Origin of the sequence: Anaerovibrio sp. JC8 (genome assembly GCF_002100115.1) — a bacterium.
GTDB lineage: Bacteria > Bacillota > Negativicutes > Selenomonadales > Selenomonadaceae > Anaerovibrio.
In genome coordinates this window covers 1-15522 of the sequence record NZ_ANBM01000020.1, presented here as the reverse complement: position 1 = coordinate 15522, position 15522 = coordinate 1, and the positions used below count along the sequence as shown (strand labels likewise).

Here is a 15522-nt window from a genome sequence, read left to right as displayed (position 1 = left end):
TTTCAATCCAAGATTTACGGTCCAAAAACCTACATATATATTAGTTATTATGCAAAATAAGCATCCCACATAACTTCAGAATGAGTCTTTACAAAATCAAGCCCCTGCTTCTCATACTCAGGCTGGCAATAACAGCGATTAATAACTTCCACGATTGGCAAATAGAACATGTTAACCATGTGCTCTGTGGTAGTCTTCTGTGCACTAGCATGCTGCTTATTTTTAAATAAACCATCGAAGAGTGTTCTAACGATATTTTCAGCTCTGTTGTAGGTCTTATCAATGTGCATCAATCTAATCTGCTCATTACGATACTGCTCCAAAATGAACAGCTTGCGGACACATTTAATGACCTCATCATGAAGTATATTATCAACATGATCCATAATATACTTAACAAAATCTTCCTTGGTGAGATTCTTATACTCCTCATCAGAATAATTAATCATTGGCAGGCTATGATTCAGATAGTTCTCCTCAGCCTGATCAATAATTGTATCAAGAATTTCACGCTTCCCCTTAAAGTGCTTGTACAGTGAAGGCGGGGTCACTTTAACAGCAGCCGCTATCATTTCTACACCCACGGCATTATAGCCAAAAGTTGAAAATAATTTTAGAGACTCCTCTAAAATTCGTTCCTTGGTATTAGTACGTCTCATGATAACCACTTCCCTTACATAAACTCATACATATAAAAACCCAACTAGATTATAACACCATTTATTTATCTATACAAGGTTTTTATATAGGATAATGTATCCATAACAAATTTATATGCTTGTCTACTCAGTAAACTATACAATCGGGTTTTTGTATAGTTGCAGTGTACAACTATTTTTTATTAATATATTCCAGTAATCCATTACAGCCACGGATAACATCATCAAAGGTTGCATCAAAGTTTCCAGTATACCACGGGTCCGCAATACTCCTGTGCTCTCCGGCAAAATCCATCAGCATTGACACCTTGTTTTCCGGGTCTGAGCCAATGATTTTGTTGATATAATGCATATTTTCATCATCCATGCCAAGGATATAATCATATTTTTCATAGTCTTCCCTGGTCATTAACATGGCCCGACGTTTAGTATATGGAATACCCTCTTTATCCAGCTTTTCCTTGGTTCCCCAATAGGTATCTGATCCCAGTTCATCTCTATGGGTGGCCCTGGACTGGATGTAAAACTCCTCCTCCAACCCGGCTTTTTTCACAATATCCTTCATAACAAACTCGGCCATTGTTGAACGGCAAATATTGCCGTGGCACACAAAGCAGATTTTAACCATTTATACCAAACCCCTTCAAAACCTTGATTTTACAAGCTTTTCATCATTTTTACTACCCCATAATTCTATCATAAATCGACATAATTTGGCATATTTTAGGCATGATTTTCCCTTCAAAAGTGGTAAAATTAGTGGTAAATCTTTCAAGTTTACCACTGGACCTTTTTCAGTAATACCAACGCATTGGAGTTTTTCACCCTTACTAAAATGCTCCGACCAAAAGTGGTAAAAACTGACTAAATTATGTCATCTATTTTTTGTTATTTCCCATATATACACTCAAAAAAGCCGGGTTTAAATCCCGGCTAATATGATTGTACCTATTTGATTTGAAATCGGCCTTAAAACGCATCTGAGAGCGTCACAATTTTATCCTTCACTTACATAGCTGCGCTCTGTGGCCGGTATTTTATCCCACTGTATGGCATTAACTTCCATATTATGTGCAAGTCCCCATGCAGCCGCAATACCAGCCGCTTCCCCCATGCTCATGCAGGTTGGTTGGATGCGGAAGGATGCCTGGGCGGCAAAGCTGCCACTGGCACAGCGGCCTACTACCAGCAGATTTGCAATTTCATTTGTCACCAATGCACGATATGGGATTTCATAATATTGTCCTTTTTCCAGCTTTTTAAATAGATCCAGCTTTACATCGTGGATATCAACTGGATAAGCTGTACGACAGACAGCATCGGTGAAATGACGTGCATGCAGATAGTCTTCAACATCCATATAGTATTTGCCACGAATCCGCCAGGACTCACGGACGCCAATCATACTGGCTTCGCGGCTGATATAGGCCTTCTCAAAGCCAGGCAAATTTTGGATAAAGAATGATGCCAAATGGCGCATCATCCGGCGGCCAAAGCTCACTGCCTTACTGGCTGAAACCGCATCTGTTGAACTAAAGGACATCGGGGGCATTTCCGGACAGTTCATTGACATAACAGTTGGCTTGCCTGGAATGGTAAATGCCTGAATATACAGAATGTCATCCTCAGTAAGTTCACCCTTTGCCACGCCTTCCTTGAAGAAATTTTCGCTCTTTTTCCATTTCGCAAATTCGAAGAAAGGTGGACGATTTTCCTTTAAGGCATCATCTATAAGTCCAAAAATATCCTTTCCATAGTCGTCATTTAAATCATTTCTAAAGAAGTGATACACTTTCCCCACATCAATGCCACCCATTTCAAAACGCAGGCTCATGGGCTGATTGCGACCCGTTTTTTCCGAACCCTTTTCCGTCGGAACACCGGCAAATCGAGCCAACAGTGCATCCCCCGTACCATCTATGAAAACCTTGGCCTTGATCTTGGCAAGACCTTCAGCAGTCTGAACAACACATGCAGTGATTTTGCCGTCCTTGGTCACGGTCCCTACCAATGAAGCATTATAAAGTATCTCTACACCGGCCTCCCCACACATTTCGTCATAGATGAGTGTGAGATATTCCGGTACATACTGTCCTTTTCCCCCACCATAATAAGTATTCGTTTCTATACCCAAGTCAAGGGGGGCTCCCTGCTTTTCCATTCGTTTGTTCAAATCAGTAATGTAGGGGGTGTCACTGCCAGCAATAAAGGTTGGCATACATGGGAAAACACAACCCTGGGTCGCCAGACCACCAAGGGAAATCCCCCGCTCAACCAGCACTGTCTTTGCGCCCTTCCGTGCAGCACTTATGGCAGCCGCAGTACCGGCAGCACCGCCTCCTACCACGCAAACATCCGCATTAAAGAATACAGGAAGCTCTGCCTTGTCAAAATCCAAGGAAGGCGTAAGAGACGCAGCAGCATGGACGGCATCAGTACTACTCAGTACTGTTCCTACAGCTGCCATTCCCATCAATTTCATAAAGTTACGACGGGACATAGGAATAGAAAATGATTTTTCCATCAAGAAACATCTCCTTTGTATAAAACACCCGTTGCAATAGCTATTTTCCCACAATGACAATGAAACCATTGATGTTTATTTCAACAGAATAATGCTAATTTCCTGCAAACTAAAATAGGCACCTTACTGGCAAGGTGCCTATTGCCGTGGCATACAAATAATATATTGGTCATTTCTTCAAACCCCTTTAAAACGCATCTGAGTGCTTCACAATACATGCATAACTTACTATAAAAAAGATTTTCATGTTATTTTTTATCTTCTTCTTTCTATCCCACGTTCCTTATAATGCTTTTCTTTTTCGGCATACATATCTGCGTCCGCGATATGTTCAAGGTCATCGATTGAAACGCCCGGATGGTCTTTAAGTGCAGCGTAGCCTACTGACATGGTGAGCTCTTCTGTATAGACGCCGTGCCACTCTTTGGATTTATTCTTTATGTCATTCCGCAGTCCCTCAGGATCACTCGTATAGACTACAACCATGAATTCATCCCCACCGGTCCTGTAAGCTTTTCCTTTCTTTCCGACTGAAAGGGCAATACAGTCGGCAGCACCTTTGATAAGCTCATCCCCGGCCGCATGTCCCTTTGTATCATTTACTGTTTTTAATCCGTTCACATCGATAGAGAAAAGGACAAAGTCCTCTGAAAGAGCTCCGTTCCTATACTCATTCAGATCCTCATCATAGCATCTACGATTGAAGAGCCTTGTCATCTCGTCAGTCATGGAGATCCTGATAAGATGCTCCTCCCGTCTTTTCTCTTCATCCACATTTCTTGTCGTATAAATAACTACATTGGGGATCCCGTCCAATGTAGAGTCAACTGTGATGTATTGTGCCCTGAACCAGCCAAAGACTACATCAATAAAATCTGCACTTATAAGCTTTTTATGAGAAAGACGCGACCTTATTGTTTTGATATTGGTGAAAGCCAGGAATTCATCGATCTGATCCGACATTACCTGATTCACAAGCCTCTGATTCATGATAGTGTGCGTCTGTGCACTTAGATCAATGCCGTGCTTCTTCTGCTCAGAATCCCTTAACGACATCTCAGTGTTATTTATGAAATCAATAAGGTTGACGTTATCGTAGATCTCCGCCATAGAATCCAGGAGGTGTATTTTTTCCTCCATGCTTCTTTCCTGTTCTATTATCAGCCTATACTGGTCAAAGAGGGTTTTGAAATATTCGAGGATCAGTTTCCCGATGATATAACCTGATGCAAACATGATAATGGACTCAATTGTGAATCCGCTCATCATATCCATAAAGTATTCCGAGGCGCTTTCGTATTCCGTCCTCATAGCAGCCTCAAAAGGGGCAGTAAGCCAAGTTGTTATAAACATGAGGATGTAATTTAGGGCAGCCCCATAGAAGTATATGTATTTGTCGCAGAATAGAAGACTCAAGAGTGGAACGAGAAACCATGTAAGATATATATGAACATGTGAATAAGACATATATACCAACAAAAAATCGAGAGCAGTAAGCGCAAATATGCATGTAAATTTTTTGCTGGGATATGCCTTTAACAATAGCAGATGGATTACGGACAAGATGGCAATGATCACTGATATGCCTATACAGGTGGCATATGTAATATCATAAAAAATACCTCCCCGTATTCCCACTGCTATGGCCGGTCCCGTCACAACAAAGAACCACATTACTCTGTTCAGATATTTGTTTACTTTGATGCGATTATTATGCAAAAATTCACTGTATTCAGTTGAGATATCGATTTCCATATTAAACCTCCACAATTTCATACATACGGAGTAATTTTCTATCCATAAACAAGGCTCTATACCGTAACCAATTCTACACTATTTTCTAAAACCCTTTTATTACCGTTAATTTCGTATGCACTAAAACATAGAATAGTTCTTACTACTGACTAGAAACTCCGCCACCATACGCATGACCTCCTCACCACCATTATGTCGTGGTTTGGGCATCTTGTAAGTGGGCAAAATAAAAAGCTGCCCTCACATGAGAGCAGCAATGTATGATTAAAGATTTAATTTGCGTGTATATGAGTGGTAAAAAAGTGGCAAGACCGTACCTATTTGATTTGAAATCGGCCTTAAAACGCATCTGAAAGCGTCACAATATAGGCTGTTTTTTAGACTTTTGTTTTAGGAGTAGGGTTCCTATTCTCCCCAGGTAAAGGTTGCCCATCGATCATTCAATTTAGGTAAAAGCCATGCAAACAATTTCCCGCGAATACTGTATTTCTTCATTTCCTCGTTAAAGCTGTGTTCCTCCACCAGCCTTATTCCATCTGTCAAATCAACTATCTCCTGAGCAGAATCCGTCCCTGACATAAAATGAGCATTTGTGTTTTTTACAGTATCGTGATGCTTTTCGCTTTTCTGCATAAGCTTGCTATTTTGCTCAGCTATAAGAATTCCACTGTAAAAATTACTCTTTAACACATTTAAAAAAGTACTAATCTGTTCCAAAGTAAAATACATGAATAACCCTTCAGCAATAAAGACGGGCTTCCCCTGCCGCCCTGTCAGTTTTTTATTTACAGCCGCGCACCAGCTATCATTCAGGACATCACCAGCAATCATGGTGACACGATCCTGCTCCGGAAAGGCTTTTTTCCGGGCTGCAATGGAGTCTGGTAAATCTATATCAAACCACCAAATCTTGCCATTATCCATCCGTTGGAAGCGGTTGTCAAAGCCTGCACCCAGATTTACCACCACTGTATCAGGATTTTCTTCAATTATTTCTTTTAGTTGCCGGTCAAGCATAATTGTTCTGGCTACTACTCCCTCATGTGACATGAACTTATCATAAGGCTTGGTATCAATATGAAGTGTCCTTATGATTTCCACGGCCATGGGATCTTTTATACGGGGATTGGGGCGCAATGTCTCACTTGCTTTAATTGCCAATGGTATGAGTGCGGTAGTCTGTACATCACCTAATTGTAAATCCATAAACCTATCCTCCTTTTATTGTAATTGATACTTATTATCATTTATCTTGCCACTAAGAGTATCACTCTTTATTACATTTGTCAATCATTAGCCAGTATCACATATCTGGTAATTTCTAATGCGCTAAAAAAGCCGGGGTTAAATCCCGGCTAGTGTGATTCTCTACCAATTTGATAAGTCTATTCCTCGCTATCGCCTCCTGCAAGCATAAAACCTTGTCATACTAATTTCCCCTCCAAATGGTCCAGCTCATGCTGTATGATTTCAGCCTCAAAGCCTGTGAACTTGCGCTTTTCCCTGTTCCAGTTAATATCACGATATTTTACCTCAACCCATTCATGTCGCTCCACCTCACGCTCTCCAGGAATGGAAAGACAGCCCTCTGTGGCTTTGTATGTTCTTGGAGAGTTCTTCACAAGAACAGGGTTAAGTATAGCAGTCAATATTTCACCTTCAGCAATGGCAATAATGGCCTTACGTTCACCGATCATGTTGGCTGCCATTCCTACACAATGCTCTCTATGGGCTGCAAGGGTATCCAGCAAATCCTTTGCTATAGCTATATCTTCTTTTGTTGCTGTTTCAGCCTTATGGCCGAGGAACAACAAGTCCTTCATTATTTCTTTTACCATATATAATCGTCCCCTGTAATGGAGTTTTTTCATAATTATACCACATAAAAAAACTGGCCATACCGAAGTATAGCCAGATATTATAAAGAATGCAGGCCGACGATGGAAAAAATGCTATTTTTTGCAGGATAAAAAGCATAAACATAGAATTTTTCACACAGATAGTTTCTATATTATATTCCTGTTAACAAAGGAGGAATGCGTATCATGAAAGCAGGGAAAAAACTTGCATCTATGCTGCTGGCAGGCAGTATAATCCTTTGGTCAGCATGCTGTTATGCCGAATCTACCCATCAAATTGAGAAGCAGACAACCCCTATTTATTATTCAGATATGGAGCCGGAAAATAAAGGTGAAGTAGATCTGTTTTTTGTTGACGGCGTGAAGGATGTTCCTTATATTACGGTGGAAACCGCCAAGGATATCCTTGTCAGCAATGTGAGAAAGCTTGATGCCCCAGACTACGACCTCACGGTGAAAAAAGATGGGGAAAAGATAACTCTCAGCCGGGAAACATACTATCCTGTAACCTTTGACTGTGAGGCGGATACCATAACCTTCTGGGATTATGATGCATTCATGACTTCAAATCCAAACGCCACGTTGATGGATCTGGTGGCAGTGTCCGGTTTCAACGATAAAGGCGAAGCCGAGCTGTTCCAAAGAACAGATACCTCCTTCCAGCTGTACGGTGAAACCATTACCTTCCGTCCTGGGGATTACGGCATAGATATGTTTTATCAGGATGGTGAATATTATTTACCATTACAGCTCTTCAGCGATATAATACTTTCCCAAAATAACATGAATACACTGTATAATGGTGAAAATGTTTTCCTGCTGCTGGCTGGCAATCTGGAGCCATTTAAAGAGCGTTACTACAATAACCTGCTCCCGACAAGCAGAAGTGAGGCCCTGGCTGATTTCAATTACAATGAGCTTTGCTTCGCTCTTGATTCTCTTTATGGTCTGAAGCAGCAGCACAACATCAAAAACTTTGATACCATGTTCCAGCAGGCGGGAATAAAATACCAGCTGCTAAGTACAGACCCCCAGGAAGCGGGGCAGGCCTTATGGGATCTGACCTTTGTTTATCTCGATGACCTGCACAGTTCCTTTGCCAACCGTTCCTATCGCATGAAGGAAGACCCGGTCCGCAGATATGGGCCCGCATGTATGCAAAGCATTGCTGATATGCAAAGATATGCTGATGCACGGGCAAAACGTTATCCGAATGGTACCCCTGGTTATGAGGAAATTGGCAATACAGCATATATAACTTTTGATCAGTTTGTGGTTGAAGGCGTAGATTATTATGAAGAAAAGGCAGAAGACCATTTGACAGATACCATGGGATTGATGATTTACTCCCTTGGGCAAATCAAGCGGCCAAACAGCCCGATCAAAAACGTGGTACTTGATCTTTCCAATAATGGGGGCGGTACAGCACCTTCTGCTGCCTACACCATAGGAATGTTTTTGGGAGAAGGCTCTATCAGTGTGACCAATCCTTTGACGGGAGCCCTGGTCTGCCAAAACTTCAAGACGGACCTGAATATGGACAGACTGTTTGATGAAAGGGACAATCTACTGGACTATAATTTGTTCTGCCTTACCTCACCAAACAGCTTCTCCTGCGGTAATTTGGTGCCAAGTGCATTGAAAAATTCCCATCGTGTAACAATTCTGGGGCAAACCTCAGGGGGCGGTGCCTGCGTAGTACAGAACATGACCACCGCCGACGGGTGCGTGTTTAATATATCCGGTCCTTATCGCCTGGCCTATACAAAGAACGGTTCCTTCTATGACATAGACCAAGGTGTAACACCGGATTTCGTACTGCCAACCCCGGATCAGTTCTATGACAGAAAACAGCTTACCAAGTATATTAACAGCCTGTTATGGAAATAAGATATAAGTTGTAAGTAAAATATTCTTCAAATAAACATAATTAAAGGACTCAAACATGTAAATGTGAGAGTCCTTTTAAAATTGCACTTCACCACACCCGTCGAAGGGTCAGGGCGCACATTACATCCTTGTCGTGGGAGCCCTTTTGAAGCATGGCATCCCCCGCCAGCCACCAGCCCGGGGCGAACTCAGCCTCGCCGCCAATGGACATGACAAAATGGGTTTTATCCTGCTCATTCTTCATTTCATAACTGGAAGCATTATCGCCAACGTAGCCGAAGGTCAGCCGCGGATCAGCCCCTGCAAATGCGTGCTTTATGCCAAGCCGCAGGCCGTAGCTGCCCTTTGGGAGATAACGTTTGCACTCAATGCCAATGCTTCCCGCGAAATATGTATTCGTTGCATTGGAGACCCGCTGCCCGAAAATGCCCGCCCCATGCTCTGTATATCCGTCCTGCCAAAGCCTGGAAAGCTGCATATTGACATAAGGGCTGAAATGCCAAGGAGTCTGTTGTTTTGCGTTTAGGTCGTATTTGTATTCGCCGCCAAGTTCAAGAATACGGCTGTTATAATCTGCCTTTGGCGTAAGCCCCAAATACGGGATGCTCCGCTCCAGATCGTTTTTCAGCCAGCCGTAATCAAGATAGATGTACCCAGTGTGAGGGCCGCTACGATACCCGCCATATATTCCAAATCGAGTATCCTTTATATCATTATGGGCCCCCGTGTCTGCGAAGGAGGTGGAATCATGGGCGACGAAGGTACCCAACCGCCACCTTTTTCCATATTCTTTATCCCAGCCAAGGGCAAAAGCCGTGCTATTATAATACGCGCCACCTTTAAGGTCACCCCAGCTCTTAGCTGTCTTGAACCAAAAATCGTTGTCCGCAGGAAGGTAAAGCTTCATAGGGACATCAATGCCATCCATTGCCCCGTCCCCAGTCAAGCTCGCAGTTGGTATTTTTACGTTCACTGACTTCTGTGCCAAGGCTTCGGCCAGTCTGGAGGAAATAAGATGTTCTGTGAGCTGGCTCCGCTGTACCGTTGACAGACTTTGGGCCGCCGCAGAGGAAGAAATTGAGGCAAGGGCATCCTTGGCCGCTGCCGCATTAAGATTGAACAGCGGGCGCATCTCCTCACGTCGTGGGGCCCCCACTAGTGCCGTGTCTATTGTGGTCATAGCATCAAAGGTTTCATTGATGGTCTCGTCTGTTGTACTGAGATTGTTGCTGGCTACAGCGGTGACAGTGACAGTGTTTCCGCTGGTTATCCCCGTGGAGCCCAACATACCGGAAACGGCGGCGGGCTCGGAGGTGTTTTTCAGATTACCAGTAATCGAGGCGGATGTTACGATATCCCCACTCTCCCCCGGCAGGGCATTCAGCAGCTTGACAGTGGAACCTTCAATGTTGGCGTTACCAGTTACGACAAATTTTGTGTTGCCGTTTTTTGTCATATTGCTTTCAAGTACGCCAGAAGATACCAGGCTTCCCATCCGCAGGTTACCTGTTCCAGTAGCATCTCCCGCCACAGCCATATTACGATTATAAAGTGTTCCATTAATTGTGCCACGCCCGGCTATAATGCCCTTTTCAACGCTATAAGCATCCCCCGCCACGGAGCCATCGATGGAGAGTGTTCCCCCAGCTGCAACGCTGGCTCCCTGGTAGGTGTTGGCCCCAGTAAGGGAAAGTCGTCCTTTCCCCTCCTTTAAAAGCCCCACATGGAGACCTAAAAGGCCGCTATTTTCAGCACCCTCATTGAACTCTGCAATATAGCTTTCCATAACCTCTCTTGAGCCTTGCACAGAGTTGTCAAGCCAATTAGTCTTGTAGAATTTATAACGTTCCCTAAGGTCTGCCTCGGTGCTGTCTTCCGCCAACAAACCGACACGTACTTCCTTGATGTCATTGGACCAGACAGAGTCGTAGCCCTTTGTGTCCACTCTGTACAGTGCCTGATTTGGGGAAACACCGCTTACAGTGTACGTATTGCTTATATCATTTGAGGTAAGCCGCCGTGCGTTAAGTGCCCCAGGGCCCCCCACAGCCTTGCCCACATCCAGCACCCCCTGTCCCACCAAGGCCTGCATTGGTACTTGATAATAGGCGTTAACGGGGTAACCATAATCAAGAAGAATGGAAAGATACTTTGCCTCATCACTCTCCGGATCCTGTGTAGCGATGTATGCTTCGATATCGGCTTTTTGTTGTTCCGGTGTCTTTGATATTACAGTAGGGTCGGTGTATAAAATATTGATGGCATAATTATAATCCTCAAAGGGGTAAATATTCTCCTGTAGGAGAACCACATATCCATTGGCCACAGAGACATTTGGATTTGCCGTGGAGAGCAGCACATCCCCGATTTGCTTGCCGCCAAGATAGGGGAAGGCCTGTTGGACAAGAGCCGCACCCCCCGCCACGAAAGGTGTGGCCATGGATGTGCCGGACATGACGATATCTCGCTGTCCATCGGCAGCGAAGTTCGCGTTAGATGACAGAATATTACGTCCAGGGGCAGCTATAGTATTGTCTTCCCCATAGGTGGCAAGGCAGCACCTATAGTTCATAAGCTGTGCCCCCGAAATACTGCCGCCCTTTCGGGACAGCATTGTGGCATCGTCCAATGATGCTACAGAAATCAGATTTCTGGACACACTCTTATCCAAAAGCACCGCTGCACCGAAAAGCTGAGGATCAATACACCCTGAATTGCCAGCTGCAAATATCAGTAGCTTGTCCATCGGTACTATATTCTTAATGGAACACATATAGTTATTTATATCGCCAGATGCATTGCAATAGTCGCGAAATTCCGCCAAACTTCCAAAAGCATCAAGGTGTTCATACCTACCCCATGAGTTGTTAATAACTTTCACATCTTCCTTGGAATAATAAGGTGCAAATGGGTTGTAACCTTCGTCTTCCCAGGCAGATCCATTCGCACCAAAATACTGACCAAAGGTTGTTCCCGCCACATCAGCATCGAAGGCCACCCCATGCATCCCCGCACCATCCCGGCTGGCAGCTGCAATTCCCGCCACATGGGTTCCGTGGTTTAATACACTCCAGTCGTAGACCCCGGGCGGCTCAAGGTTCGTATCCATATAGCCACCATAGGTAAACTGCGCAGTGACCAGCATGGATGTGCCCTTCTTCCCCGAAAAATCCGTGTGACTAAAATTTATGGGCTGATCGCAGACGCCCATGGTAATCCCACGCCCTGTATACCCCTGATCGTAGGCCGCTGCCGCATTGACTATGTCTAATCCATTACTGGCCAAATATTCCGGTGTCTCCCAATCCGAGGCATAGGCCACGGGTGCCCAGTGTGCCGCCATAAACCCTGCCGTCATAAATCCTGTAGTCAGCGCCGCCAACAGCCGCTTCGTCAGCCAGTTGTCTTTCTTTTTCCGCTTCATGTCTCAACTTACACCTCCGACATTTTTTCAAAAAAATTTTGCCGACCGTTTTACTGTTGAAACCAGTTTAAAACCTTGATTTTAAAAGCTTTTCGTTAACTTTTATCTCTTATAATTTTATCATAATTTGAAGAATTGAGGCAGAATTTTCCCATAAATATCTTTTATACCCGAAAGGCCCTCAAGTGTAACACAAGACTTTTTTCCCTATAAATAAATCCATTACCTCATGATTCCCACCGGTCAGCCAACTTGCATTTTTATTGTATTTAATACAATCAAAAAATAATAAAAGAGAAGGGCTTCTATCCAGGCTATGACAAGGAAATTTCCGAAGTGTTCTGCTATGATATTAAGAAAAAATAAGCTTTCTTAAAGTCCCCATCGGGACTCCACAGCAATAATTAAGGCCTTCTATGATGTATTTAATCATAGAAGGCCTTTTACTAATCTCAGTTGCTTACATTTAGCAGACAATTTTCTCTCTATATTCTAACTGTTCCTCCATGCGTGAACAACGTCCGGATATTTCACACAAACCAACAATTAAAAGTATCCCCATCAGTACCCCTGCTCCAATGAAAAGACCAGCCAACACCATTAAATCTAATTCAAACATTTTCTTCCCCTCCATTCTGAATATCTTCTTTTCTATACATACGTATAATGTCCATATTTATTACATAAAAAAATTTATAACATTTTTCCCTGTTTATGGATATAAAGGACAGAAAGGAAGCGTAATATATTTAAAACCAAATCGTAAGTAAATACAAAGAAAGAGCACATAAAAGCAATTATGCTTTTCACAAGGAATTGTATAATTACTTCTAGTGCTATAATAACAGGCGGAGGGTGATAGCACCTCCGCCTGTTTCAATTAATAGCTATGTATTTTATTTAAAAAGAATGGAAACCTCAATGCGGCAACCGGCTAATTATATTAATCTATGTTGATATTTGTCCATTTGTGATACAATACTGTTATATTGTTTTACAGAGGTGAGGACTTATTTTTGCTGTTATTGTAAACACATTTGCCATTGTTATCGGTTCCCTTATTGGCTTATTGCTCAGAAAAGGGATACCTGACCGGATGTCAGATGTTATCATGGAGGCTCTGGGTGTATGTACCCTGGTTATTGGTTTTCAGGGGGCCCTTCAGGAAGCCAATATTCTCATAATGATTGTGGCTGTAGTAGTCGGTGTCTTTATAGGTGAAATTTGCGATATTGACGGCCGCATTAACCGGTCCACCGCCAAGCTGACGGCCCGCTTTGCCGGGGAGGGTGAAGCTGCCAAGATAGCCAATGCTTTCGTCACCTCATGTCTGATAATGAATGTGGGCGCCATGGTTATTGTAGGTTCTCTAAATGCCGGTCTCAGAGCAGATTTTGCCATGCTCTATACCAAGTCACTGCTGGATTTTGTGTCCGGTATTATGCTTACCGCCGCCATGGGAGTTGGCGTGATGGGCTCTGCCGCCTTTACCCTGATTTTCCAGGGGGCTATTGTGCTGATGGCTGAATTTATTGCTCCTTATCTTTCCGACGGACTCATTGCAGAGATTTCCTGTACCGGATGCCTTCTCATTATCGCCATTGGTCTTAATATGCTGAACCTGACCAAAATAAAGGTGCTGAATTATTTGCCGGCCTTATTGGTGGCACCTGTTATCTACTATATTATCAATAACATTTAAAATGCCAATATCATTTTAATTCTATAGCATCAAATAATAAAAGGGACTGCTGCAGGATGAATAATCATCAGCTGCAACAGTCCCTTTAAATTGCTTTAATAAATTAAGTAGTCAGTTGATCACTCAACTTCCTCTTTGCCCTTAAGTACCTTTGTGGTAAACAGTATTACGCAAACAATGGCAAAGACTATACCTGCAGGATAGCTTATGGAGGTGCTCAGCTGGAGACCCTCCTTGGCCTGAAGGATATATGTAAAGGTTACTGCCGACATAAAGGTTGCCGGAATCGCTGCCATTAACCATGCCTTGCTGTTCTCTCTGGTTCTGTACAGATAGGTAGCACCAGTCCACAGAACGATCATAGCCAAAGTCTGGTTGGTCCAGGAGAAATATCTCCAGATAATATCAAAGTTTACCTGAGACAAGATGCCACCAATGGCCAGAAGTGGAACTGCGAAGGTCAGACGCTTAACTGCCTTGGACTGGGAAACACCAAACCAGTCAGCCAGAGTCAGACGGGCACTGCGGAATGCAGTATCACCAGAGGTGATAGGACAGGCAATAACACCCAGCATAGCCAGGGTTGCACCGATATAGCCGGTGGTGCTGCCATCACCGCCCATGAAGCCAACGCAAATGTCATATACTACAGTACCGGCACCGCCAGCCTTCATGGCTGCGGCCAGACCGCCAGTGCCATCATAGAAGGTTACACCGGCAGCAGCCCAAATCAGGGCAATAATACCCTCAGATACCATGGCTCCGTAGAATACAGGACGTCCAAGACGTTCAGTCTTAAGACAGCGGGCCATAATTGGAGACTGAGTGGAATGGAAACCGGAAATAGCACCGCAGGCTACAGTGATGAACATCAATGGCCAAATTGGCATTGCATCACCCTGTGGATGCAGGTTTGCCAACTGCATTTCCGGCATGGTGTGGCCGCCTACACCCATGAGCATACCGGCCATAATGCCGAGAGCCATAACGATAAGGCAGGCGCCAAATAATGGATAAAAACGGGCAATAAGTGCATCAATTGGCAGCAAGGTAGCCAGGAAATAATACAGCAGTACGCATGGCAATACGATAGTTACTGCTACACCTGTCAGCTTTGCCAGAAGGCCAGCCGGTCCAGTCATAAATACTGTACCAACCAATACCAGAAGCACAACGGAGAACACACGCATGATGAACAGCATCGTGCCTCCCATGTGGTGACCTACTACCTCAGAAATGCTCTTGCCATCCTCGCGCATAGAAATCATTCCTGACAGGTAATCGTGAACACCACCGGCGAAGATAGTACCTAATACTATCCAGAAGTAAACTGAAGGTCCCCAAAGAGCACCGCCAAGGGCGCCGAATATTGGGCCAAGACCAGCAATATTCAACAGCTGAATCATGAAAACCTTCCAGGTTGGCAATGGAATATAATCCACGCCATCATTGTGAACCACTGCTGGTGTAGGATTATCGGTAGGACCAAAAATATTGTCCACAATCTTGCCGTAAACGACATATCCCAAAATCAGTGTCACCAGCGCACACAAAAAAGTAATCATATACTCTCCCCCTCTTTCCTGATTACTTTTGTACATATATCTTTTTACATATGTACAAGTTTATTATCTCATAAAATTCAGAATATTTAAATAATTTTCTGAATATTTCGTAAAAAAATTTTTCCAAAAGTTAATATAATTTCC

11 protein-coding genes are annotated in these 15522 nt (G+C 43.6%); 2 read left to right on the top strand and 9 right to left on the bottom strand.

Translation table 11 applies throughout. The features are described 5' to 3' along the window. Positions 1-47 precede the first annotated feature (47 nt). The 6 genes from D081_RS12305 to D081_RS12280 all read right to left on the bottom strand — a co-directional run bounded on the left by D081_RS12305 (position 48) and on the right by D081_RS12280 (position 6776). Positions 48-659, bottom strand: a complete 612-nt coding sequence (locus D081_RS12305) for a TetR/AcrR family transcriptional regulator (RefSeq protein WP_085024461.1) — start codon at positions 657-659, stop codon at positions 48-50. 172 nt (positions 660-831) lie between these two features. Then, entirely contained in the window at positions 832-1287 is a 456-nt protein-coding gene (locus D081_RS12300) for a low molecular weight protein-tyrosine-phosphatase (RefSeq protein WP_085024460.1), read from the bottom strand. Between the two features lie 369 nt (positions 1288-1656). Then, positions 1657-3183 carry an FAD-dependent oxidoreductase gene (locus tag D081_RS12295; RefSeq protein WP_233127498.1) on the bottom strand — a complete coding sequence of 509 codons (1527 nt, stop codon included), beginning with the start codon at positions 3181-3183 and terminating at the stop codon, positions 1657-1659. 255 nt (positions 3184-3438) lie between these two features. Continuing rightward, entirely contained in the window at positions 3439-4938 is a 1500-nt protein-coding gene (locus D081_RS12290; protein ID WP_158087675.1) for a GGDEF domain-containing protein, read from the bottom strand. Between the two features lie 405 nt (positions 4939-5343). Beyond that, positions 5344-6144 carry a class I SAM-dependent methyltransferase gene (locus D081_RS12285; protein WP_085024458.1) on the bottom strand — a complete coding sequence of 267 codons (801 nt, stop codon included), beginning with the start codon at positions 6142-6144 and terminating at the stop codon, positions 5344-5346. A gap of 218 nt (positions 6145-6362) precedes the next feature. After that, positions 6363-6776: a peptide deformylase gene (locus D081_RS12280; protein WP_085024457.1), complete on the bottom strand. Its 414-nt coding sequence runs from the start codon at positions 6774-6776 to the stop codon at positions 6363-6365. A gap of 207 nt (positions 6777-6983) precedes the next feature. On the opposite strand from D081_RS12280, the gene D081_RS12275 reads away from it, so the two are divergent. Next, the gene (locus tag D081_RS12275; protein ID WP_158087674.1) at positions 6984-8687 is read left to right on the top strand and encodes a S41 family peptidase; all 1704 of its coding nucleotides are present in this window, start codon (positions 6984-6986) and stop codon (positions 8685-8687) included. Between the two features lie 88 nt (positions 8688-8775). Here D081_RS12275 and D081_RS12270 read toward each other — a convergent pair whose 3' ends face one another. Together D081_RS12270 and D081_RS12755 are read right to left on the bottom strand one after the other, a co-directional pair. Beyond that, positions 8776-12111: a S8 family serine peptidase gene (locus D081_RS12270; RefSeq protein ID WP_085024455.1), complete on the bottom strand. Its 3336-nt coding sequence runs from the start codon at positions 12109-12111 to the stop codon at positions 8776-8778. Between the two features lie 466 nt (positions 12112-12577). After that, on the bottom strand, positions 12578-12730 hold the full coding sequence (locus tag D081_RS12755; RefSeq protein WP_158087673.1) for a hypothetical protein: 153 nt from the start codon (positions 12728-12730) through the stop codon (positions 12578-12580). Between the two features lie 393 nt (positions 12731-13123). On the opposite strand from D081_RS12755, the gene D081_RS12265 reads away from it, so the two are divergent. Further along, a complete protein-coding gene (locus D081_RS12265) occupies positions 13124-13813 on the top strand; it encodes a DUF554 domain-containing protein (RefSeq protein WP_085024454.1) in 690 nt (229 codons plus the stop codon). A gap of 119 nt (positions 13814-13932) precedes the next feature. Here D081_RS12265 and D081_RS12260 read toward each other — a convergent pair whose 3' ends face one another. Then, entirely contained in the window at positions 13933-15378 is a 1446-nt protein-coding gene (locus tag D081_RS12260; protein ID WP_085024453.1) for a carbon starvation protein A, read from the bottom strand. Positions 15379-15522: the final 144 nt, after the last annotated feature.

Excerpts from the sequence above, each read along its gene's own strand:
- D081_RS12305 (WP_085024461.1), bottom strand. The coding sequence starts at position 659 with ATGAGACGTACTAATACCAAGGAACGAATTTTAGAGGAGTCTCTAAAA.
- D081_RS12300 (WP_085024460.1), bottom strand. The coding sequence starts at position 1,287 with ATGGTTAAAATCTGCTTTGTGTGCCACGGCAATATTTGCCGTTCAACA.
- D081_RS12295 (WP_233127498.1), bottom strand. The coding sequence starts at position 3,183 with ATGGAAAAATCATTTTCTATTCCTATGTCCCGTCGTAACTTTATGAAA.
- D081_RS12290 (WP_158087675.1), bottom strand. The coding sequence starts at position 4,938 with ATGGAAATCGATATCTCAACTGAATACAGTGAATTTTTGCATAATAAT.
- D081_RS12285 (WP_085024458.1), bottom strand. The coding sequence starts at position 6,144 with ATGGATTTACAATTAGGTGATGTACAGACTACCGCACTCATACCATTG.
- D081_RS12280 (WP_085024457.1), bottom strand. The coding sequence starts at position 6,776 with ATGGTAAAAGAAATAATGAAGGACTTGTTGTTCCTCGGCCATAAGGCT.
- D081_RS12275 (WP_158087674.1), top strand. The coding sequence starts at position 6,984 with ATGAAAGCAGGGAAAAAACTTGCATCTATGCTGCTGGCAGGCAGTATA.
- D081_RS12270 (WP_085024455.1), bottom strand. The coding sequence starts at position 12,111 with ATGAAGCGGAAAAAGAAAGACAACTGGCTGACGAAGCGGCTGTTGGCG.
- D081_RS12755 (WP_158087673.1), bottom strand. The coding sequence starts at position 12,730 with ATGTTTGAATTAGATTTAATGGTGTTGGCTGGTCTTTTCATTGGAGCA.
- D081_RS12260 (WP_085024453.1), bottom strand. The coding sequence starts at position 15,378 with ATGATTACTTTTTTGTGTGCGCTGGTGACACTGATTTTGGGATATGTC.